Annotated in this window: 16 protein-coding genes; 3 read left to right on the forward strand and 13 right to left on the reverse strand. The window is 42.5% G+C overall.

All coding sequences use genetic code 11. The features are described from left to right. Nucleotides 1-12 precede the first annotated feature (12 nt). The 7 genes from JFC10_RS02675 to JFC10_RS02705 all read right to left on the reverse strand — a co-directional run bounded on the left by JFC10_RS02675 (nucleotide 13) and on the right by JFC10_RS02705 (nucleotide 11,836). A complete protein-coding gene (locus tag JFC10_RS02675; RefSeq protein ID WP_198331551.1) occupies nucleotides 13-1,797 on the reverse strand; it encodes an acyl-CoA dehydrogenase C-terminal domain-containing protein in 1,785 nt (594 codons plus the stop codon). 302 nt (nucleotides 1,798-2,099) lie between these two features. Then, nucleotides 2,100-3,893, reverse strand: a complete 1,794-nt coding sequence (locus tag JFC10_RS02680) for an acyl-CoA dehydrogenase C-terminal domain-containing protein (RefSeq protein ID WP_198331552.1) — start codon at nucleotides 3,891-3,893, stop codon at nucleotides 2,100-2,102. 394 nt (nucleotides 3,894-4,287) lie between these two features. Continuing rightward, entirely contained in the window at nucleotides 4,288-6,000 is a 1,713-nt protein-coding gene (locus JFC10_RS02685; RefSeq protein WP_198331553.1) for a putative bifunctional diguanylate cyclase/phosphodiesterase, read from the reverse strand. Nucleotides 6,001-6,062: 62 nt separating this feature from the next. Beyond that, complete coding sequence (locus JFC10_RS02690; RefSeq protein ID WP_198331554.1) at nucleotides 6,063-6,950, reverse strand: 16S rRNA (uracil(1498)-N(3))-methyltransferase; 888 nt, start codon at nucleotides 6,948-6,950, stop codon at nucleotides 6,063-6,065. A 272-nt stretch (nucleotides 6,951-7,222) separates the two neighbouring features. Then, on the reverse strand, nucleotides 7,223-8,071 hold the full coding sequence (locus JFC10_RS02695; protein ID WP_198331555.1) for a methylenetetrahydrofolate reductase: 849 nt from the start codon (nucleotides 8,069-8,071) through the stop codon (nucleotides 7,223-7,225). Between the two features lie 13 nt (nucleotides 8,072-8,084). Continuing rightward, complete coding sequence (ahcY, locus tag JFC10_RS02700; protein WP_198331556.1) at nucleotides 8,085-9,509, reverse strand: adenosylhomocysteinase; 1,425 nt, start codon at nucleotides 9,507-9,509, stop codon at nucleotides 8,085-8,087. A 353-nt stretch (nucleotides 9,510-9,862) separates the two neighbouring features. Beyond that, the gene (locus tag JFC10_RS02705; RefSeq protein ID WP_198331557.1) at nucleotides 9,863-11,836 is read right to left on the reverse strand and encodes a TonB-dependent receptor plug domain-containing protein; all 1,974 of its coding nucleotides are present in this window, start codon (nucleotides 11,834-11,836) and stop codon (nucleotides 9,863-9,865) included. 423 nt (nucleotides 11,837-12,259) lie between these two features. On the opposite strand from JFC10_RS02705, the gene JFC10_RS02710 reads away from it, so the two are divergent. After that, a complete protein-coding gene (locus JFC10_RS02710) occupies nucleotides 12,260-14,254 on the forward strand; it encodes a mechanosensitive ion channel family protein (protein WP_227686009.1) in 1,995 nt (664 codons plus the stop codon). A 156-nt stretch (nucleotides 14,255-14,410) separates the two neighbouring features. Here the strand turns inward: JFC10_RS02710 and JFC10_RS02715 are convergent, their stop codons facing one another. The 5 genes from JFC10_RS02715 to JFC10_RS02735 all read right to left on the reverse strand — a co-directional run bounded on the left by JFC10_RS02715 (nucleotide 14,411) and on the right by JFC10_RS02735 (nucleotide 18,784). Next, entirely contained in the window at nucleotides 14,411-15,043 is a 633-nt protein-coding gene (locus JFC10_RS02715; protein WP_198331558.1) for a DNA-3-methyladenine glycosylase family protein, read from the reverse strand. Between the two features lie 144 nt (nucleotides 15,044-15,187). Further along, nucleotides 15,188-15,919 (reverse strand): Smr/MutS family protein, encoded by a 732-nt coding sequence (locus tag JFC10_RS02720; protein ID WP_198331559.1) that lies wholly within the window; start codon nucleotides 15,917-15,919, stop codon nucleotides 15,188-15,190. A gap of 68 nt (nucleotides 15,920-15,987) precedes the next feature. Further along, nucleotides 15,988-16,866: an indole-3-glycerol phosphate synthase TrpC gene (gene trpC, locus JFC10_RS02725; protein ID WP_198331560.1), complete on the reverse strand. Its 879-nt coding sequence runs from the start codon at nucleotides 16,864-16,866 to the stop codon at nucleotides 15,988-15,990. A gap of 70 nt (nucleotides 16,867-16,936) precedes the next feature. Continuing rightward, nucleotides 16,937-18,058 carry an anthranilate phosphoribosyltransferase gene (gene trpD / locus JFC10_RS02730; RefSeq protein ID WP_198331561.1) on the reverse strand — a complete coding sequence of 374 codons (1,122 nt, stop codon included), beginning with the start codon at nucleotides 18,056-18,058 and terminating at the stop codon, nucleotides 16,937-16,939. Nucleotides 18,059-18,160: 102 nt separating this feature from the next. Then, nucleotides 18,161-18,784 (reverse strand): anthranilate synthase component II, encoded by a 624-nt coding sequence (locus JFC10_RS02735; RefSeq protein WP_198331562.1) that lies wholly within the window; start codon nucleotides 18,782-18,784, stop codon nucleotides 18,161-18,163. A 706-nt stretch (nucleotides 18,785-19,490) separates the two neighbouring features. On the opposite strand from JFC10_RS02735, the gene glnA reads away from it, so the two are divergent. Beyond that, a complete protein-coding gene (gene glnA / locus JFC10_RS02740; RefSeq protein ID WP_193013263.1) occupies nucleotides 19,491-20,900 on the forward strand; it encodes a type I glutamate--ammonia ligase in 1,410 nt (469 codons plus the stop codon). Between the two features lie 198 nt (nucleotides 20,901-21,098). Further along, nucleotides 21,099-21,881: a DUF4124 domain-containing protein gene (locus tag JFC10_RS02745; RefSeq protein WP_198331563.1), complete on the forward strand. Its 783-nt coding sequence runs from the start codon at nucleotides 21,099-21,101 to the stop codon at nucleotides 21,879-21,881. A gap of 199 nt (nucleotides 21,882-22,080) precedes the next feature. Here JFC10_RS02745 and JFC10_RS02750 read toward each other — a convergent pair whose 3' ends face one another. After that, on the reverse strand, nucleotides 22,081-22,734 hold the full coding sequence (locus tag JFC10_RS02750; protein ID WP_404816557.1) for an SIMPL domain-containing protein: 654 nt from the start codon (nucleotides 22,732-22,734) through the stop codon (nucleotides 22,081-22,083). Nucleotides 22,735-22,979 lie beyond the last annotated feature (245 nt).

The raw sequence follows: 22,979 nt of genomic DNA on the forward strand, positions 1-22,979 counted from the left end.
AAAAGTAAAAAATTAGCTAGCAGGTACGTCAAAGTAATTCAGATCAAAATTCATCATTGGATCACTACCTGCTTGAACCATCTGCGCATGAGCATCAATGCGTGGCAAAATACGGCCGACGAAATAATCGGCAAGCTTGGCTTTATTGGTATAAAAATCACCTTCTTTACCGTTAGCTGCTTCAACCATCAGGGCAAACATGTATGAATAAGCTAGGTAACCAAAGGCATGCATATAGTCCACTGCACAGCCATTTATCTCATTTTTACGTTCACTAATATTGCTAAGCACGGTCGTGGTTAGCGCTTCAATTGTATCGGCAGCATCTAGTGTGGCTTGCTTAATACCATGATCCGCTTGCATATTTTTGACAAAATCACGAATTTCACCCAAGAAATGCGTGACATACTTACCATTATTACGAGCGACTTTGCGACCTAGTAGGTCAAGTGCTTGAATACCATTGGTGCCTTCATAAATCTGGGCAATACGGGTATCACGAACGATTTGCTCCATACCCCATTCGCGGATATAGCCGTGACCACCAAATACTTGCTGACAATCAATAGTAGCTTCTAGTGCTTTGTCGGTCAAGAATGCTTTAGCCACTGGCGTCAGTAGAGCAACACGTGCGGCGGCAGCTTGAGCGGCTTCTGGATCGGTACTAAACTTCTCTTCATCAAGGTTTTTGGCAACGTACATGGCAAAGCAACGTGACGCTTCGGTGTTGGCTTTGGCATTCAATAGCATACGGCGCACATCGGCATGATGAATGATGGCATCAGCTGGTTTTTCTGGACTTTGCAGCTGGGTATCGCTACGACCTTGACCACGATCATTGGCATATAGCGCTGCGTTTTGGTAAGCAAGCTCAGAACCACCAAGGCCTTGTAAGCCCATGGTCACACGCTCATAGTTCATCATAATAAACATTGACGACAGACCGGTATTTTCGGCACCAACCATCCAACCTTTAGCATTGTCGAAGTTCATGACACAAGTGGCTGAGGCTTTGATACCCATTTTATGCTCGATAGAGCCGACTGCTAGGGTGTTACGCTCGCCCAAGCTTCCATCTGCATTGACCAAAAATTTTGGTACGACAAATAGTGAAATACCTTTTGAGCCTTCTGGCGCATTAGGGGTTTTTGCTAACACCAAATGAATGATGTTTTCGGTTAAGTCATGCTCACCGCCAGTAATGAAGATTTTGGTACCAGAAATGTCATAGCTGCCATCATCGTTAGGCACGGCTTTGGTCTTGATGATACCCAAGTCAGTACCCGCATGTGGCTCTGTCAAACACATGGTGCCTGCCCACTCGCCGTTGTACATTTTTTCTAGATACGTTTGCTTTTGTTCTTCAGAAGCGGCTGCATTTAGACAAAGCGTCGCGCCAACGGTTAGGTTAGGGTAGAGGGCAAATGACTGGTTGGCAGTGAATACCATCTCTTCAGTCAGCATGGTCACCATCTTTGGGAAACCTTGACCACCATATTCAGAATCACCACTGAGGCCAACCCAGCCTGATTCAGCATACTGCTTATAGGCTTCTTTAAAGCCAGTAGGGGTTGTGACGACGCCATTACCTTCAAAGGTTGCGCCTTCTTCGTCACCGCTGCGGTTGATTGGCAAAAGAATGTTTTTTGACAGTTTTGCCATTTCTTCCAAAATCATATCGACTGTTTCCATATCGACATGAGCTAAGTTTTCGTTGTTTTGCCAAAATTTAGGCGCGTTAAATACATCATTTAAGATAAAGCGCATGTCATTCAGAGGGGCATTATAAACAGCCATAAACATTCCTTTGGTTTAAATAAACAAAATTGAAGTTGTTAAAGATATGAATTGTTCTTTTGGTCTAACTTTAGTGGTTAATAATCAAAGTTTAGCAAATAAGCTTGCGCACGGGTGTTTTTCTTCGTGAATTGTGCGTACACCAAAAGTATTGATAAAGGATAGCCTTTATAAAAATAAGATTGGATTTTTTGAAAGTGTTGAGTCTATTCGTTATTAATTTTAATGGCGCTAAGAAAATCGGCAACACACCTGAGTATGTTGCCGATAAAAAGACAGTATTAGAAGTGATCAACGTCTAATTAAAAAGCGAACTGATCAACGTCCATGCTCATGTATGGCTCAACACCAGTGCTGATACGCTGTACGTGAGTGGTGGTACGTGGCAATAGCTTAGCAAAATAGAACTGCGCGGTTTTTACTTTCGCGTCGTAGAAGGCTTGTTCGCTACTACCGTTAGCAAGTTCAGTTTGTGCCACTAACGCCATGCGTGCCCATAAGTAGGCTAGCGTCACATAACCGCTGAAATACATATAATCCACAGCAGCGCCGCCAACTGCATCTGGGTTTTCAGTGGCTTGCATGCCGATACGTGCAGTCAAATCACCCCATTCTTTAAGGTGTTTGGCAAGTGGGCGAATAAATTGACCCATCTCGTCGTTATCTTTGTTTTCTTCACAGAATGTCTGGATGATTTTTACAAAGTTTGCAAGCAGTTTACCTTGTGAACCCAATACTTTACGACCTAGTAGATCGAGTGCTTGAATTTCAGTGGTGCCTTCGTATAAGCAAGCAATACGCGTATCGCGCACGTTCTGCTCCATGCCCCATTCGCTGATAAAGCCATGACCACCATAAACCTGTACGCCATGATTTGCTGCTTCTAGACCCGTTTCAGTTAGGAAGGCTTTAGCAATTGGGGTCAATAGTGACAACATTTGATCAGCAAACTTAAGATCATTGCCTTCACCTTTTGCAACGGTATCCGCAAAATGTGCGAGGTAATAAACTAAAGCACGACCACCTTCAGCAAAGGCTTTTTCGGTCAACAGCATATTACGAACGGCTGGATGTACAATGATAGGGTCAGCTACTTTTTCAGGGGCTTTAACACCTGCCAGCGAGCGCATCGCTAGACGATCTTTGGCATAAGTCAATGAGCCTTGAAACGCATATTCTGCTGCTGTTAAGCCTTGAACTGCTGTACCGATACGGGCCACGTTCATAAAGGTAAACATACACTGTAGACCACGGTTTTCAGGGCCAATTAGATAACCGGTTGCGCCATCAAAGTTCATCACGCAAGTGGCTGAGGCTTTGATACCCATTTTGTGTTCAATAGAGCCACAAACGACGTTATTGTTTTCACCTAGGCTACCGTCTTCATTGACCGTTACCTTAGGAACGATAAACAGTGAGATGCCTTTTGTGCCAGCCGGTGCGCCTGGCAGACGAGCCAAGACGATATGAATAATGTTATCCGTTAAGTCATGCTCACCAGCTGAGATGAAGATTTTTTGACCAGTAATGCTATAGCTACCATCTTCTTTAGGCTCGGCTTTGGTGCGGATGATGCCCAAATCAGAACCCGCATGTGCTTCAGTTAAGCACATAGTGCCTGACCATTCGCCTGTGACCATTTTTTCTAGGTAGGTTTGCTTTTGCTCGTCCGTACCGTGATGCTCGATGGTTTGAATGGCACCATGCGATAAACCAGGGTACATCGAGAATGACCAGTTAGCCGTACCAACCATTTCATTAATGACTGTCGATAATGAGAACGGCATGTTTTGACCACCAAAATCTTCTTCAGCAGATAAGGCTGGGAAGCCAAGCTCACAATACGCTTTGTATGCTTCTTTAAAGCCTTTTGGCGTGGTGACTTGACCATTATTAAATTGGCAGCCTTCAGCGTCACCGCTTTGATTCAAGGGTGACAGCTCGTTTTCAGCAAAGCTTGCAGCCATTTCAAACAGGCTGTCCATTAGCTCGCGGTCAGCTTCTTGGAATGCTGGCAGGGTTTTATAGTGGCTTTCGCTATCAAGTAACTCATGCATCACGAATTGAATGTCACGTAAGGGCGCTTTGTATTGCATAACTTCCTGTCCTTTTTAGTATGCAATCAATGGTAGTCGAAGAAGTAGGCAAGTGGGGCACGATGGTGTCGCATACCGATATCGCCTACTTTAATTTAGCGAACCTAAATCAATGATAGGCCGTCAAGCAGATCATCTACATTATTGATTACATAAATATGATATTTAAAAAATGGTGAGTGTTAGAGTCGGCTTAAAAATTTATAAGACCTAACAAATTCACTATAAAAGATAGGCTTTCATAGAGGATTATACAAGTTTGGTGACAGCACTGATAAGTCATGAACCTATCTTGCATCGGTTATACAATCGACGTTAGGCGCTAAGATAATGTACGAATAACTATATGAAAGTAATAATGATAATAGATAAATAAACATCCATTAAAAGAGGTTTATTTGGCGGCGTACTGCTGAATCAACATGTCGGTCGCAGCATCTGCTGGCACTGGTTTGCCAAACCAATAGCCTTGCCCCTGTTGGCAGCCCATCTTCAACAACACATCGCGCTGTTGTTCAGTTTCGATTCCTTCGGCGACCACCTGCATATCGAGTGCAACTGCCAAGTCTAAAATAGCTTTTACAATGGCATGTTGGGTACGATCGGTGTCGATGTTGGATATAAAACTTTTGTCAATTTTAATAAAATCAAACGGATATTCTTGTAAGTAACTTAAAGACGCATAACCGGTGCCAAAGTCATCTAAAGCCAGACAAATTCCAAGCTCTTTAAGCAAAGTAAGCTGTTTTTTGACGTTTGCATGACGCTGAATTAAGGATGATTCGGTGACTTCAATATGTAGCTGCTGCGCAGAAATACGGTATTGCACCAGTAAACTGCTGACCATCTCAGAAAATTCAGGGTGGCTAAATTCGGCTGCATCTGCATTGATACAGATGTGCTGACAAAATCCTTGCTGTTGCCAAGTAGATAACTGCTTAGCAATTTGAACCGCCATGTGCGAGAACAGCTCAAACGACAGTTTATGATTGATAATGGCATTGATAAAATGTATCGGCTTTAGTAGTCCGCGAGTCGGGTGTTGCCAACGTACTAGGGCTTCAAAACCAATAATGATGCCAGTAGCCAGTTCAAATTTCGGTTGATAATAAGGAACAAACTGATTTTCAGTGGCGGCAGCTCTAAGTTCCGCCTCTAACTGCAAGCTACCAGCAGTGGCTTCATCAATAGCCGTATCATACCAGCAGATGTCATCACCGCCTTGCTGCTTAACATAATGCAGCGCTTTTTCAGCCTTGGTCAATAATCCTGTCAGTTCGTCATCATTAGTGGGAAAGTAACTGACACCGACGGAAACATGACAATAAATCTTGGCGTCTGTCGCAGTGTTCTCATCTAAGGAAAAGGGGCGTTCACACATTTGCATTAAGCTGTCTAGTTGATGACGTACCATATTAGCGTCATTAGATTCGAATAATAACGCAAAATCATCGCCGCCAAAATGGGAAAAACAATGTAAATTATCGAGCTTAAGGTTCTTCACGCGTGTGACAAAGTTTTTTACCAAAGTGTTGATGCCATCAGGGCCTAGCAAGCTTGCTAGGTTACGATAACGGTCAATATTGAAGCGTACAATCACGACTTCCTGATAGCTGTCCAACAATAAATCGCTGGTCTGACTCAAGAACACTTTACGGTTTGGTAGCCCAGTCAATTGATCATAATTGAGCAAATGAGCCACCTGTTTTTGGTCTTTGACGACCGCAGACATATCACGCAACATACCAACATAGTAGGTCTTATGATTGACACAAATTTTTCGATAAGTCATGTGACAGTCAAGTATTTGTCCATAGCGGTTCGGCATCGAAAAGTCATTTTCATAAAAACCATTGCGGTCTAGACGGTTAGTGATATCTGCTAAAATAACTCTTTCTTCATTTGATAAAAACTCTGCTGCATAAATGCCAAGTGGCCTTCCAAGTAGAAATGCATCGCTATAGCCAATGATGATCTCATAGCTGGCATTGACTGATAGATAGCGTAAATTGGCATCCAAGATAAATATGGCATCATCAAGCTGCTCGCATAAATCGGCCAGCAGTTGCTGTTTGTCTGCGATTGAAATAGGAGCGAAAGCAGTCATAATTGGACTCATTACGTCAAAATTGAACAGTAATTAGGATTACACCTATGGCATTTTTACCCTCAATGGCTCAAAGCCTGTAGGGTTGCCAACGCCACCACGGGTGCAGTCTCGGTGCGTAAGATTCTTGAGCCAATTTGCCAAGGTTCAAAACCAACATTGGCTGCTTGCTGACATTCATCAACGCTCAGACCACCTTCAGGGCCTATTAACAGCTTAATATAAGGAGACTGCTGTTTCAAGACCTCTGGTAGCGACTTAGGTATGGCTGGTTGTCCTGCAGCTGGCACGCTCAGTTGCATCCGCAAATCTGCTGGTTGCTGTAATATTTGATAATAAGGGTCTTGGCTAAGGGTTGTGACAATAGGACTAACAGTAGGAGGGCTAACGTCCATTTGTGAATCTAAAGAGTGTGTCGCTGACCCTTGTAACCAGTCATTGATAGACACAGGCGCAATAATAAGCGGTGGACGATTCAGACCGCATTGCTCACACGCGGCAATGGCAACTTGCTGCCAATGTGCCAGTTTTTTCTCTACTTGGGCAGGTTTTAAATTCACCTCGCCATGATGACTGCTTAATAATTGAATGGCAGTGACACCCAGTTCGGTGGATTTTTGAATCGCATAGTCCATGCGTTCGCCGCGGCTCATCACCAGACCGATTTTAGTGAACATAGACGCGCTACGATCTGTATTGATATGAGCCAATAAAGTCACAGTGGCGTGCTTTTTGCTGATGGTTTGTAGCTGCACCTGATATTCGCCGCCAAAGCCATCGAATAAAATGCCTTGATCGCCAATATTGGCACGCAATACACGGCACCAATGATGGGCGATGCTTTCTGTTAATTCAACGTTGGCGCCGATAGGCAAAGTACTCAGTTGAGGATGGAGTAAGCCTCTTTCATCACTAATGCCATTACTGATGTCATAAAAAAAACGTCGCACAGTCGCTTAGTCCTATTGTTTGAATAATAATATTTTCAAATATCTTAGCAGAATATCGTTTGAGTGGGTAAAGGGTTTGTCATTAGGTTATTAAAGATAACGACTTCATAGTGGCTTTAAGCCCTATTCATGGATATTCAACATACGCTACATAACTTGATGGTTTAAATTTTCTTAATATAGCAAAAACTTGTTTTAGTAAATAGGAGGCGCAATAAAAAACTGGCGCTCCTAAGAACGCCAGTCTTTACACCATAAATTCGACGAAAGGTTTAAGCGGAGAGTCCCAGTGCTTCAACCAAGCGCTTGTTTGGCTCAATCTTATTCATGCTATAAAAATGCATGGCAGGTACGCCCTCGCTAATCAAGCGCTCGCATAAACGATAGACCACATCAAAACCAAATTCGCGAATCGCTTTACGGTCATCGCCAAAGTCAGACAATCGCTTACGCACATAACGCGGAATATCAGCGCCACAGCTATCGGCAAAGCGTACCAAATTACTTGAGTTGGTAATCGGCATGATACCAGCGATCAAAGGCTGAGCAACCGTATCGATACCACGCTTCTCTAAGGTATCACGCAAATATAAGTAACTATCAGCGTTATAGAAAAACTGAGTAATCGATGCATTAGCACCCGCTTGGTATTTATTGATCAAATTGTCAATATCAAACTCAAAGCTACGTGCTTGGGGATGCATTTCAGGATACGCTGCGACCTCGATATGGAAATGATCGCCTGAATATTCACGGATAAACTTAACCAAATCTACCGCAAACGGCAGCTCACCCATACCAACTTGACCTGAAGGCAAATCGCCACGTAATGCGACCAAGCGCTTGATACCTAAGCCCTTGTAAAGATCAAGTAATTCAGCGATTTCTGCTTTATCATCACCGATACAAGATATATGCGGTGCAATGTCAGTGTCGCCGCGTGCGCATAGTGCTTGGACGATGTCTAAAGTGCGGTTGCGGGTTGAGCCACCTGCACCGTAGGTCACCGAAAAGTACGCAGGTGATAGCTTATTCAGCTCATCGTAAGTGCTGAGTAGCTTTTCATGACCTAGTTCGGTTTTGGCTGGAAAAAACTCAAAGGAGAAAGCAGGCTTAGTCACAGTCTGGCTCCTTTTAGTATTTATAAGCGTCAGGCTTAAATGGACCTTCGACAGGCACACCCAAATACTCTGCTTGTTTTTCAGTCAGCTTAGTCAGCGTACCGTTAAAGCCAGCAACCATAGCAGCAGCGACTTCTTCGTCTAGCTTCTTAGGCAGTACTTTTACGTATAAATTTTCAGTACGTGCGTCGGCTGGCAAGTCAGCAAATTTTTCTTCAAACAGATACATTTGTGCCAATACTTGGTTAGCAAATGAGCCGTCCATCACGCGTGATGGGTGACCAGTGGCGTTACCAAGGTTCACTAAGCGACCTTCAGCAAGCAAAATCAAGTAATCGTTTTCATCGTCCGAGCGGAAGATTTGATGCACTTGTGGCTTAATCTCAACCCAGCGCCAGTTATCACGCATAAACTGTGTGTCGATCTCGGTGTCAAAGTGACCGATGTTACAAACAACCGCACCAGGCTTAAGGGCTGCTAGCATATGTCTGTCACAAACATGGTAGTTACCAGTGGTGGTAACGATCATGTCAGTATCTTCAAGCAAACGGGTATTGATGTTTTCTGCGCCGCCTGTGTTATCACCATTAATGTAAGGTGACAATACTTCGAAGCCATCCATACATGCTTGCATCGCACAAATAGGGTCAACTTCTGAAACACGTACGATCATGCCTTCTTGACGTAAGCTCTGCGTAGAGCCTTTACCAACGTCACCATAACCGATCACTAAAGCACGGCGACCTGCAAGGAACATGTCGGTTGCACGTTTGATAGCATCGTTTAAGCTGTGACGGCAGCCGTATTTATTGTCGTTCTTAGATTTGGTAACTGCGTCGTTGACGTTGATGGCTGGTACTTTAAGTGACCCTTTATTTAGCATTTCAACCAAACGATGCACACCAGTGGTGGTCTCTTCTGAGATACCATGGATGCTATCAAGCATTTCTGCATAATCATTATGAATCAAAGCAGTCAAATCACCGCCGTCATCTAAGATTAAGTTAGCATCCCAAAGCTGACCTGATGCTTCGCCACCAACGTGGATTTGTTGACGTAAGCACCACTCGTACTCTTCTTCCGTTTCGCCTTTCCAAGCATAAACAGAGATGCCAGCAGCAGCAATAGCAGCAGCAGCATGGTCTTGAGTTGAGAAAATATTACATGAAGTCCAACGTACTTCAGCACCTAGCGCGACAAGCGTCTCGATAAGAACCGCAGTCTGAATGGTCATGTGAATGCAGCCAGCGATTTTCGCGCCTTCAAGCGGTTGATCGGCTTCGTAGCGGCTACGCAAACCCATTAGGGCAGGCATTTCGGTTTCAGCAAGGGTGATTTCACGGCGACCGTAGTCAGCAAGACTGATGTCGGCGACTTTATAGTCAGTGAAAGAGGGGTCGATCGTATGGGCAGATGGGGTGTTAGACACTGCGTCCATAATATGCTCCTATCAGTGGTTAAGGTATGATAAAAAGAATAAAAACGCAGGTGTCGTTATTTGCGCTGCGAGCGGCCAAAACGATGGATACTCAACAGTTAACCGAGCCTAACATAAACAATGAATAGCGAGCATTTGAATACAAACACGACTATCAATATTTATGGCGCAACACCTCTCGGAGGTCGTTATTGTAATAGATGAGCCGTGGATTGTCACCTGTTGGATAACATAAATAGCTGACGGCTTAGGTTCGTAAAATGTCGAACAGCAATATATAGCCATAAAAAAGGCCATCGATTGATGACCTTTTTTACTTTAGTTCAGAGAGTTTGAATAGTGCTAAGAGACACTTAGTACCAGTTATAGGTCAGGGATGTGAAGAAGTTGGTGCCATCGGTGTTATAGCCAGGTAAAGTCACATATTTCTTATTGGTAATATTGTTTAAACGTGCCGTCATAGATAGGTTGTCAGTCAGTTTATAGTTGCCACTAATATTCAATAAGCCGTAAGAATCAACCAATTGGGAATCTGTATTGGCGACACCACTATAATAATCGCCTACGTATTGATACTCAGCGCGGATATCTACGCTTGGCAAGCGATAGCCCAAATACACTAGACCTTTATGTTCGGGACGGATAGAAAGATAATTACCATTGTAGTTAATAGGATTGCCAAAGTAATCGACTTTACCAGTGTAATCACTATTATCCGTTGCTTTTTGATAGTCATAGCTTAAACCAAAGAGATAGTTATCCATGTTCCAGTCAGAGGTTAGGGTAACGCCCTTAATTTTTGCTTTATCAACATTGATGTTTTTGCCATAAGGGTATTCAACAGTATTGATACCATCGCTAGCAATCAGTTCTTCAACCTTGTTGTTATATCCAGTAAGACGAGTAGATTGAGTTTGGTTAATATACTCGATAAAAGCCTCATAGTTATCACTAGTCTCTGGCTTTAAGTTTGGATTACTACCCCAGCTGGCTGGACCATATAAGTCATTAAAAGTAGGCGCTCGATATCCTTTAGCGTAGTTAGCACCTACACGAAATTCTGGGTTAAGGTGGTAGGCTGCACCTAAGTTGTAAGTAGTTTTGCTGTCAAAGTCCGAGTAATCATCGTATCGTACATTTGCTTGAGCATCGATATTATTATGTGATACTAAATAACCTAAAAATCCGCTTTTAATTTTACGGTCGTTGGTAGTATATACATTTGATTCTAGCTCTTGATTTAAGTATTCAGCTCCTATAATGGCTTTACCAATCGGTAGGTCTTGAGCTCTTACTAAGTTTATCTGTTGCTGATTAGTATCGTATTTGCTGCCATTTTTTAAATCAGTCTCATAGGTTATTGATTCATCAATGCTATAACCGTAAGTTAATTTAGTATTGCTATTGTCGTTAGTGTGTTCGAGATAGGCACTAGCAGCACCATTATTTTGATCGGAGAAAGCATGTTTTAGAGCAGGGGCGCTAGTATTGTAATCATCATAAGCGTCAATATCAGTAGTTGATTTTGAATAAATACCATTGACTCCTAACTTCAAATTATCATTAATTTTTTGGTTAAATGATATGCTGTAATTATCGCTTTTAAATCCATCGTCATCTGTTTGAGCAGGCAGGTTACGTGGTAGTGTCGCATTATAGCCGTCCGTTTCGTTATGACTCGCTGATAAGCTTAAGGTTGTACCTGTTTGGTTTGCAAATTGTGCACTGGCACCATACAGATATTCGTCATGTGACCCTGCACCAACCGTCACTGAAAAATTGGTTCTGTCAACGTTCGTGCCTTTCGTAAATACTTGAATCACGCCGCCCATAGCATCAGCGCCATAGATGCTTGATCCGGATGCGCCGTATAGAATTTCTATACGATCAATTTGATCAGCAGGTAACAAGCTAAGAGTTGCACCACCTGCACTCAGGGAGCTGTAACGGACTCCATCAATGAGTACCAATATTTGTTTGTTATTATATCCGCGCATATAAAAGTTTGAAGTAGTACCAGGACCACCATTTGTGTAATAGCTTATTCCAGGTTGATGCTTAAGTACTTCGAGGGCACTTTGACCCTGATAGCGTTGTAACTCTTGACTATCAACCACACGAGTTTGTGCAATAACATTACTGGTTTTAGTGGGGGTACGGGTTGCTGTTACGATGATTTCATCAAGCTCAACTTGTGGTAGCTCGCTATCGTTGATGATAGCAACGTCAGGTGTCACTGCCATTGCAGTGTTAACCGCAAGTAAACCCAATGCGCTTAAGATACTTAAACGAAGGTAGGTAAGTGAAGATGAACGTGATAAAGACATAGTAAATTCCAAAGTAATCATATTAAAAAATGCATAAATAAAAAGTAACCATACTGACGTTAATATGGCTAAAAATTACAAAAAACAGTAGACAAGCAAAACTGCGCTCATTATCTACAAAATAAACAGCTTTATAAACCACTTTAACCTAATGTTTATTCACGGTAAGCTGAGTAGTTTTCATGATAGATTGCGGTTTATTCATTTAACGATTATCACTCTCATTCATAGTAGAAATTCATAAGGAATTTCGTTAAAGGTTATAAAAAAATTAAAAGTCATAGAGAAAGGCGAGAGCAGATAACTCACATAGAAGACCATAAAAACGTGTAATCAAAAGCACTGCTGTTATAAATAATTGCTATTATAGTGAAGCGCTCATTTGTTCTTCGTTGTACCACTCATAATGCTAAGAGGTTTGTTTTGTCTATTAAGTATCGCCTGATTCCTATGATTCCTAGCCCCGAGTTGTCTTCAATACACTCAACGATCAAAATGCCACTAATGGCAATCTTGTTTTTGTTTGTGATGCTCTTGAGTGTGTTATTGCCCAATAATGCGTTTGCTGTTGAAGCTAGCACACTGGGGATGGGCGGCAGTACTAGTGAGGAATCGGCGAGTACGCCTATACCAGATTCATTCGGACGCGATACACCGCGGCATACTGTACAGGGCTTCATTAGTGCGCTAGGTGAAAATGATTATCTGCTGGCGAGTAATTATTTAAACTTATCCAAGTCTGACAATCCTACGACAATAGTCCGTCAATTTAAGCAAGCACTGGATGCGGGAGGGCGTTTTCAGCCTGATTTGCAGATTAATAATACGCCTGAGGGCAATCTAACCGATCAACTACCACCAAGCCAAGAAAACGTCGGTGCGATTAATGTAGGCGAAAAAAGTGTGCCACTGATACTTGAAAGAGTGGTGTCTAAGCAGGGAGAGCAGTACTGGCAGTTTTCTACGGATACGCTCAGCTCAGTACCAGAAGTCATAGAAAATACTGAGCCAACGCTAGTGTCTCGCTATACCTTTGATTCATTAGAAGGTAAAAAGCTGTTTGGTTATCAAATGGCAGATTTGGTTGCAGCGTTAACCATGATTATCGGCAGCTTTGTGTTCACTTACATTCTGGTGTGGCTGTTGTACCATCTATTGAGAATCGTCTATCCTCGCGTGCGCGGTGTACCATTGCCATTACCCAATAAAGTCGTATTACCGCTGGCTGTGGTCATTATGGCGCTGATATTGTCAGAAGTGATGGTATATGCGGGCGTGTCAGTGACGCTGCGAGAACCGGTCAATCGCTTTACTGATATTGCTTCTTGGTTGGCATTAACTTGGTTGCTGCTACGAGTCATCGATGCCATATTCACTCGTGCGGTAAATTTAAGCTATAAGAAAAACTATACTGAACGGGTCTCTATCTTGGGGCTGCTACGCAAAGTCGTCAAAGCGTTGCTGCTGATTTTTGCTGTGATTGTTATCTTCGGTAATTTGGGTTTTGATTTGACCACGGGTATTGCCGCTTTGGGTGTGGGTGGTTTGGCATTAGCACTGGGTGCGCAAAAAACCATCGAAAACCTTGTTGGTAGTGTCGTGGTCGTGGCGGATTCGCCCGTACGTATTGGTGATTATTGTAAGTTTGGCACTTATGAAGGCACAGTCATTGATATTGGTATTCGCTCATCGCGTGTGCGCACCTTGACGCGCACGGTCGTGACTGTACCAAATGGTGATTTTTCATCGATGCAGATTGAAAACTTTACGTCCCGCGATATGTTTCGCTTCTTCCATCAGTTATATATTAAACGCACTGCTGATATTGATGTGGTCTTTAAGATGGTCAAAGACTTGGATGAGTTTATAGATGAGCATTATTTGACCAACCAAGAATGGAATCAGGTCAATATTTTAGAGCTACGTCAAGACTGCTATATCATTCAATTACAGGCTTATGTTAACGCTAATGGCGTGACTGAGTTCTATGATAAACAGAACGTTTTATTTGTTGATTTATTGAACCAAGTGGCGAAATATGATGTCGAGCATGCCTTGCCAACCCAGCAGCTTATCGTCAATCAAACTGAGCTTGAGTATCATATAGAAAACGAAATTGAAGATAAAAACAAGGAAAATAACGTCGCTGAAACGACAGAAGATCTGTCAAATGATGGCTATGCTGATGACGATGTTAGCGACAACACGGATAACAATAACGATGATAAGCATGCCGTGGACTTGAGTAAAGATAGCGTCAAGACAGATGAAAAAGGCAGTCAGCGAACCTCTAAATCAGTAGAGAGTAAAAAAGACAATGCGTTAAAGGCATTGAGAAATAAAAGCCGTATGTTAAAGAAAATCAAGTTCAAGTACGCAAAAAGAAAATCTGGCTTTTCTATATGGAACCAGCCGTAAAATTATGGTTTAAAAAATGTATAAGATAAGCACTTGAGGTAAGTATCAAGCGTTTATCTTCTGCCATTCACAAAAATTAGAGCAGCCAAGAAAACAAATACTAAATTCTAGACTAAGCGAGTTTGATAAGGTGAATCATCACTTGGGTATTTGGCATTATAAAGGGACAGCAGTTTGATTACGTAATAAGCCGTAGTATGACCATAGCAACAAACTGGCAGCGCTGCGATGTGGCGACCAATCTTGTGTTAGGTTCTTTAACTGTTTCGGCGTTGGGCGTTCTGTTAAGTCTAATAATGGCATCGCCGCTACTTTAATCGCTAGATCATCGACCGCAAGCACATCTGCACGTTTTAGAGAGAATAATAAATACATCTCAGCCGTCCAGCGGCCAATACCGATAACGGCCGTCAGCACTTTTAGCACCTCTTCATCAGGCATAGTTTCTAACGCAGCAAAGTCTATATCATGATCGACTAATGAGCGAATATAGCGGGTTTTTTGCTTAGATAACCCTTGCGCTCGTAAGTCCTCATCTGTTGCTTTAATTATTGCCTGTGAGTTAGTTAAGTCTGCATCAAGCAATCGTTGCCAAATACTGCTTGCCGCTGCTACTGATAGCTGTTGACCGACCATTGCTCGCATCAACTGCTCAAACCCACCAACATTATGCCGTAAACTGGGCATACCAATTTGTTCATAGATAGACAAAAATCTTGGCTCGATAACTATCAGAGCCTTGATGTGTTCATCTAGTTGCTGTGTGTTTTCAATGGTTTGTATGCTCATAAATGTCTGATCCTAATTTATGCAAATACCGCTATCGCTAGATGTTAAATGTGAGGTAAATAATGATTTTAAAAACCAGCATAACAAAAAGGACTGCAAACAAGCAGTCCTTTTGATTTCCACTACTGAATCTAACACTAAAAACTATTCACCATCAGCTTTAGGTTTTTTGAGTAGTACCAATACCGCACCATTACCACCATCTTTTGGCGGTGCAGAGCAAAATGCCAATACTTCTGGTAATTGACGTAGCCAGCCATTGACGCACGTTTTTAAAATGGCTTCACTGCCTTTACCATGAACGATTTTTACCATGGTCTCGTTTTTCTGCTTTGCTTGGCTTAGGAGTTGAGTCATGGCCACGCGCGCTTCTTCGATGGTGCAACCATGAATATCTACGGCGTCATACCAACGTAGCTTGCCTTTTTTAAGCTGATCAAAGATTTTATTCTGCAAAGTTGGCTGTTTGTAAGATAGATAGGCTTCAGCAGCGACAGGGTTGAGTAGTGCTTGCATATCTGATAAGCCTGCCCCCAAATCACTTGCTTCACTACCTTGCGCGGCAGCACGTTTAGACAAGGTAGTCGCATCAGGTTTACCCGCTTTGCTAGCATTGGCAGGTGAGCGCACGTTTTTGTCTTCAAGCTGATTGACACCATGCATTGCTTGCATAAACAGCACTTTGTCATCATCAATATGCTCGCTAGCCATTTGCTTGACAGTCTTGTTGACTTGCTTTTGCGTGGGTAATGATACAGGTTCAGTGGGTTTTTGGTTTTCATCTTCTGGCGAATTGGTATCGCGACCTTTGCTAAGTTGGCCTTTTAGCTCTTTGAGCTGGTCTTGCATTTCTTTTGAAAATAGAGAGTTTGACATAGAAGTTAACGTATCGTTGGTTGATGAATGATGGATTGATTTAAACTGTTTAGTAGACTTAAGCCACTTTACCCGTCTGCTGCGACGCCCGCAAGTAAGGATTGTAACGCTTGACCAGGGTGGTCAGTCTTCATGAACTGTTCACCGATTAAAAAGTGCTGAATATCGTGCTTCAACATCAAACGAATATCAGCGCTATTATGAATGCCACTTTCGGTGACGATAAGCGGTTTAAGCGCGCTATCTACATCAGCAGCCAGTGCGTCGATTAAAATATTTTTTAGATCCAGCGTGGTTTGCAAGTCGACATCGAAAGTATTCAAATCACGATTATTAATACCGTAAATATTATGCGTTGAACGTGGTAGCTGGAGTGCCCGTTCAAGCTCGGCTTTGGTGTGTACTTCTATCAACACGTCCATACCCAATTCGATACTTAGCGCATGTAGCTCTTGTACTTGGATGTCGTCAAGGCAAGCCATAATAAGTAATATACAGTCAGCACCCATCAGATAAGATTGATAGATCTGGTACACATCAATCATAAAATCTTTACGTAGTATCGGTAGGCTTGCAGCATTAGCTGCTTGAATAAGGTAGCTATCATCGCCTTGGAAATAATCGCGATCGGTCAATACAGACAGACAGCTGGCGCCCGCTTGCTCGTATTGCTTGGCAAATAGTGCGGGCGCGAAGTTGTGATTGATGACGCCCTTAGAAGGAGAGGCTTTTTTAATCTCAGCGATGATACCAATACCATGCTCTTTAGTGCTGGCCGCTCGCAGTGCCGCCGCAAAGCCACGACGTGGTTTGTTATCCGTCGCTACTTGCGCTTGTAAATCTTCAAGAGATAATACCTCGCGTGCGGCATTTACTTCTTTCACTTTAGTGGCGACAATGCGTTGCAATACGGAAGGAATATCTGTCTTAATTTCTGTATGAGTCATGCTGGTATCCGAATATCGTTAAATGTAAATAGACAAAATAGCTAGAGTGCACAGTAATGGTGCTTAGCCATTAAGCCTGCGTCGCCAGTTGCTGCGTGTATTTGGCGAGAGACTCGAGCTTGAGTAAAGCATCACCATTCTGAATGACTTTTTGTGCCCGACTAACACCATTAGGGTAATTGCTGGCAAGCCCTGAGGTATATATAGCCGCGCCTGCATTTAGTGCAATCATATCACGTGCTTTAAGGACAGCACGGTCTTGAGATTTTTCTCCTGATAGAGCCGCGCGAATTAGCTCAAGACTTTGCGCTGGAGAGTCTACATCGAGACCGATAAGGGTTTGTGACTCAATACCTGCATCTTCTGGCATCATCTCATAAACGGATATCTCACCGTCTTTTAATTCAGCGACAGTGGTTGAGGTGGCAAGACTGATTTCGTCCAAGCCGTCTTTTGCACCAACGACCATGACATGACGTGCACCCAAGTTTTTCATGACTTTAGCGATAGGCTCGCACAGCTGGGCGGTAAAGACACCAATCACCAGATTGGGTGTGCCAGCAGGGTTGGTTAATGGCCCTAAAATATTAAAGATGGTGCGCGCTTTGAGATCGCGGCGTACTGGATTGGCATAACGCATCGCACTGTGATGATTGGGCGCAAACAAAAAGCCAATACCTTGGTTTTCGATACATTCTTTAGATTGCTCAGGGGTAAGCGCTAAACTGATACCCGCTTGCTCAAGCAAATCTGAGCTACCAGATTTGGTGGAGACGCCGCGGTTACCATGTTTGGCTACTTGCGCACCAGCGGCGGCAGCAACCAACGCTGACGCAGTAGAAACATTAAATAGATTGGCACCATCACCGCCAGTTCCGACGATATCGACTAAGTAATCACAGTTGGTTGGCTCAATATTGGCTGCTAACGCACGCATCGCACTGGCAGAAGCAGTAATCTCATCGATGGACTCACCTTTCATACGCAGGCCAGTCAAAATAGCCCCCATCATGGCGTCGCTGCATCTGCCTTGCATGATAATCAGCATCACCTGATACATCTCATCAAACGTTAAATCAATGTGCTGAAAGATTCGACCTAAGGCTGTCGTCAGTAGCTTGTGTGTGCCTTCATCAGACAGTTGGGCAATGTTATTTGGGGTAGGGCTTTCATTTGTTTTTGTTGTACTCATTATAATCTCTCTTAATATTTTTATACGTTAATTCTAAATTATCAACAGAATGGACTTTATTTTAATTATTGAAGGCTTTTTAGGACACGCCTTAATAAACTGTTAGCCGACTTGTGGTAGTTGATCTGAGTTTAGTGCTGACAACTGATGCTTCTGCAAAAAGTTATTGAGCAGCTGATAACCTGCTTCGCTTAAAATAGACTCAGGATGAAATTGCACCCCTTCTATCGCAAACGTTTTATGACGGATACCCATGATCTCTTCAATACTGCCATCACTGTTTTTTGTCCATGCGGTCAGCTCAAGACAGTCGGGCAGGCTGGTTTGATCAATGACAAGCGAATGATAGCGCGTGACTTGTACGGGATTAGGCAAGCCTGCAAAGACACCTTGGTCAGTATGATAAACGGCGGATAATCGGCCGTGCATGACTTCGCCAGCCTTAACGACTTGTCCACCAAATGCTTGTCCAATTGCCTGATGCCCTAGGCAAATACCTAGTATCGGTATCACAACCTTAAAGGTCTCTATAGCTTCTAGAGAGATACCAGCTCGATCAGGATCGCAGGGACCAGGGCCAATGACGATCGCATCTGGCGCAAGGGTTCTAATATTTTCAATAGTGGTTTGATCGTTACGCCAGACGGTGATGTCCTGCTGTAATTCACCGAAGTACTGTACAATATTGTATGTAAAGCTGTCGTAATTATCGATCATCAGAATCATTAGTTTTCTACTTAATTGAGTTCTACTTATGGAGATGGTTATATAGCGCCGTTATCTTACCACTATTTTGCAGTCTATCAAATGTAGGGTACAAGCGATCCAAATGAGCGGTTAATAAAAATAAATTTTGCTTGTTGGATGGCATTCGTTAATATTTCAAATGCACTAAAAAAGTACATGATTTTTTATCCATATGTTTATTACGCACTGATTTAGTGCGTAAATGCGTTGTTAATGACTATGCATGAATAATATGTGTGACAACCATGATGGCAATCCTACTGTTGTAATAGTGCCAAAGGTGCTATAAGTTGCTGTAAATATTATTAATAAATATTTTTCAGCTTCTGTGGTGTGATCGTTATAAAAAACTGGCATAGCCTTTGCACTATTATTGTTATGGTTATCTTTGGTGATAAAGTGGTTCAGCAATTATTATTAAGCAAGTGCCTGAAGAGTTCAGCACAATGAGTTATATGTTGTTAGAATAATATCGGAGCAAAATGCTGACGGGTCTTATCAATAACATAACTTAGATCGCTATCTTGACTAATAATATTGACAGTGCTGATAATAAGCATAATATTGAACAGGCTTTTTAGCTTTAAACGCAGCGCTTACTGTTTTCAAACCAAAGATTTTAAACCAGCAGATTGCACTCATAATTCAAATCGCAATAACCTAATCAACACAACGGAGACTATTTATGTCGAACAAACTACTAGATCTTATCCAATCCTCTAATGCTAAATGGGTTGATTTTCGCTTCACTGATACACGTGGTAAAGAGCAACATATCAGCTTCCCAGCGCACAGCATTGATGAAGAAGTGATGGAAGATGGCAAAATGTTTGATGGCTCATCTATTGCTGGTTGGAAAGGTATCGAAGCGTCAGATATGATCTTGCGTCCTGATCCAGAGACGGCTTTTCTTGACCCGTTCTTTGATTCACTTACCGTAGTCGTTACTTGCGATATTATCGAGCCATCAACGCTGCAAGGTTATGATCGTGACCCACGTTCTATTGCGCGCCGCGCCGAAGAGTACTTAAAGTCAACGGGCATTGGTGATACTGCTTATTTTGGTCCTGAGCCTGAGTTCTTTATATTTGATGATGTTAAATGGTCAATTGATATGTCTGGCGTTAGCCACAAGATCACAGCCGAAGAAGCGGCATGGTCGACCAATAATGACTATGAGTGGGGCAACATGGGGCATCGTCCACGTGTTAAAGGCGCTTATTTCCCAGTACCACCAATCGATAGCTCACAAGACATGCGCTCTGTGATGTGTGAGCGTCTAGAAGAAATCATCGGTGAAGGCTGTGTTGAAGTTCATCACCATGAAGTTGCGCCTTGCCAGTCAGAAATTGGTGTCGCTTTCAATACGCTAGTCAAAAAAGCAGATGAAGTACAACAGTTAAAGTATGTTGTGCATAATGTTGCGCATCAGTTTGGCAAAACTGCTACCTTTATGCCAAAACCAATCGTTGGTGACAATGGTTCAGGCATGCACGTGCATATGTCAATCTCTAAAGATGGTGTCAATACTTTCTCAGGTGATGAGTACGCTGGTTTGTCTGAAACGGCATTGTATTACATTGGTGGTATTATCAAGCATGCGCGTGCGTTGAATGCGATTACCAACCCATCGACTAATAGCTATAAGCGCCTAGTACCGCATTATGAAGCCCCTATCAAACTTGCGTACTCAGCGTCTAACCGCTCAGCATCTATCCGTATTCCACATGTTAGCAGCCCAAAAGCGGTACGTGTTGAAGCACGTTTCCCTGATCCAGCGGCCAACCCATACTTAACGTTTGCTGCGTTATTAATGGCGGGTCTTGATGGTATTCAAAATAAAATACATCCAGGTGAAGCTGCTGACAAAAACTTGTATGACCTACCTCCAGAAGAAGAAGCACTCATCCCAACTGTTGCGGAGAGCTTAGACGTTGCACTACAAGCCTTGCGTGACGATCATGAGTTCTTGTTGAAAGGCGATGTATTTACCAAAGACATGTTAGAGGCGTTCATTACCTTGAAAGAAGAAGAAGTACAACGTGTCAATGTAACCGTACATCCAGTTGAGTTTGACTTATACTACAGCTGCTAATTTATAGCTGATAGGCTCACAGCAAACTCAATTCATAAAACCAGTTAAGGAAATCTTAGCTGGTTTTTTTACGTCTCAATAATAATTTGCCAAATCAACAGATCTGTCTTCTTTGAAATTATTTCTGATTTAACGCCCAAAGTATCGCATAATAGATATTCATAATATTATATTAGGTATTCATTAGGTTGACTGACTATGACTTCATTATCAAAACCGATTTTTTCAAAAAGTAAATTAGGGTTAGCACTGATTGCTGCTACGATGATTAGTATGGCAAGTCTCTACGCCCCTTCAGTGAATGCTGCGCCTATTTATAAAGTTATTGACGAAAAAACAGGTCAAGTCACCTTTACCGATCGCCCGCAAAATTATGAGCAGCAGGCAGGTAAAAAAATCAGCCAGACAGGTGTCATGACGAGAGAAAGTACCGTCAGCTCAAGCAACAGTGATAATGCGAGTAGTCCGCCTCCGCCTAGCAGTGTTAATACTACTACACAAAATACTGCTGCTAAAAATAGCCCTGCTGCCAAACCAGCAATCAACTACCAGCTTGCCATTACTGAACCCAGTGAAGAGCGCGCATATCGTCGTCCAGCACAAAATATCACTGTGAATGTGCAAGTGAAACCGGATTTACAAGCAGGTGATAGTGTCAGTATTTATTTGGATGGTAATGAAATCGCGCAAGGTCTCAGCGCCTCTGTTGCAACGGTAGATATTTTGCCAGGGTCGCACAAGATAAAAGCTGTGTTAAAAAATGAGAAAGGGCAGATACTAAAACAGGTTGAGCGTACAGTCTATGTGATTCAAAATACGCAAACATTGCAAAATAATAAGAAAATCGCACAACAGCTTCTAGCCTATCAGAACCTACCTTGGCATCAAAAAGTGCTGTTAAAAATGCGCCAAAAAGACAGTAATCTACAAAAAGCACAGAGCAGTAAGCCTGTGACTAATGACGCTTTTACCAAAAAATAGCGTAGCTTAGTCATTATATTTAGTCATTAAATATAATGTTGTTTTTAAATGATTTGGTCTTTAGGCATTAAAAAGAGGGGCAGTCACTGTGATAAGTGACGGCTCCTCTTTTTGTTTAGCTATTTATTCTTCGGCGCTATTACAGTATAAGTTGATCAAACCATGTTTTAACCAACCTATACTGGCAAACTTAGCTCAATTATTTAGTCAATTCAATCGTACCATTAGCAGTCACTGAGATAGTACTATTGCCAGATTCAAAACTTTGGCTAGGTACTGATTCATCTGCTGCACCTGCTTTCATACTCATGGCGCTAAACATCGGACGTGGGTAGTTGCTACCTGTATTTAGACTCACATTGACCACACGATAGCCACGAGCATCCCAAGCGCGTGTTAGGTTTTTGGCTTGTTGCTGAAAGGCACGAGAAGCATTGGTCATCAGCTTTTGCTCTAGTGCATCTTTCTTGGTATCTGAGACACCAAAGTTCAGATTGTCCATCACCAACGTTTCTTGTAGATCGGCGATGAGCTGGCTTGTTGCTGCAAAATCGGTGCTCTTTAAATCGATGTTTGCTTGTCCTGTCCAGCCAATGATTTTGTCGTTTTTATCATAGCGAGGGTAGGTGCGTTGTTGTCCAGTGCTCACGGTAACAGTTGGATAGCGCTTAGCAATTTTCATGGCATTATTAATTGAGGTATTGAGCGTTGTCGCTAGAGTTTTAGAATCCGTTGCCTGTGCTTTTTTGTATAAACTGGCTCGTACTTCATCATTTTGGATTTCTTCTTTTACTTCTGTCTGAAAAGTAAGCTGGTCGTAGCCAGTGGGTTCTGCATGTGCACTGCCCATCATAGCTGTGAGTAGAAATGCAGTGCCAGTCGTTAGAGCCGCTTTATTAAGTAGAGTAGTTTTCACAATAATCTCCTAAGTGAGTTATATCAATGGTATTTAGATGAGCCATACAATAGGTAAGGCTCGCCTTTATATGAGAAGCTGTCCATTTTAGTTATTAGTTGATACCGAGTATGCTCAGCTTCCTTGACTAAAATAGCAAAATTTAGCAGGGTTGCTGTGAGAATTTTGTCACCTAAGTTACA

The sequence above is a fragment of the Psychrobacter aquimaris genome (genome assembly GCF_016107525.1).
In the GTDB taxonomy this organism is placed as follows: domain Bacteria; phylum Pseudomonadota; class Gammaproteobacteria; order Pseudomonadales; family Moraxellaceae; genus Psychrobacter; species Psychrobacter aquimaris.

What these genes read in the sequence shown, in the direction of transcription:
- trpD (WP_198331561.1), bottom strand. Translation starts at nt 18,058, where the DNA reads ATGAGTACAACAAAAACAAATGAAAGCCCTACCCCAAATAACATTGCC.
- JFC10_RS02680 (WP_198331552.1), bottom strand. Translation starts at nt 3,893, where the DNA reads ATGCAATACAAAGCGCCCTTACGTGACATTCAATTCGTGATGCATGAG.
- glnA (WP_193013263.1), top strand. Translation starts at nt 19,491, where the DNA reads ATGTCGAACAAACTACTAGATCTTATCCAATCCTCTAATGCTAAATGG.
- ahcY (WP_198331556.1), bottom strand. Translation starts at nt 9,509, where the DNA reads ATGGACGCAGTGTCTAACACCCCATCTGCCCATACGATCGACCCCTCT.
- JFC10_RS02745 (WP_198331563.1), top strand. Translation starts at nt 21,099, where the DNA reads ATGACTTCATTATCAAAACCGATTTTTTCAAAAAGTAAATTAGGGTTA.
- JFC10_RS02705 (WP_198331557.1), bottom strand. Translation starts at nt 11,836, where the DNA reads ATGTCTTTATCACGTTCATCTTCACTTACCTACCTTCGTTTAAGTATC.
- JFC10_RS02735 (WP_198331562.1), bottom strand. Translation starts at nt 18,784, where the DNA reads ATGATTCTGATGATCGATAATTACGACAGCTTTACATACAATATTGTA.
- JFC10_RS02675 (WP_198331551.1), bottom strand. Translation starts at nt 1,797, where the DNA reads ATGGCTGTTTATAATGCCCCTCTGAATGACATGCGCTTTATCTTAAAT.
- JFC10_RS02715 (WP_198331558.1), bottom strand. Translation starts at nt 15,043, where the DNA reads ATGAGCATACAAACCATTGAAAACACACAGCAACTAGATGAACACATC.
- trpC (WP_198331560.1), bottom strand. Translation starts at nt 16,866, where the DNA reads ATGACTCATACAGAAATTAAGACAGATATTCCTTCCGTATTGCAACGC.
- JFC10_RS02750 (WP_404816557.1), bottom strand. Translation starts at nt 22,734, where the DNA reads ATGATGGGCAGTGCACATGCAGAACCCACTGGCTACGACCAGCTTACT.
- JFC10_RS02720 (WP_198331559.1), bottom strand. Translation starts at nt 15,919, where the DNA reads ATGTCAAACTCTCTATTTTCAAAAGAAATGCAAGACCAGCTCAAAGAG.
- JFC10_RS02685 (WP_198331553.1), bottom strand. Translation starts at nt 6,000, where the DNA reads ATGACTGCTTTCGCTCCTATTTCAATCGCAGACAAACAGCAACTGCTG.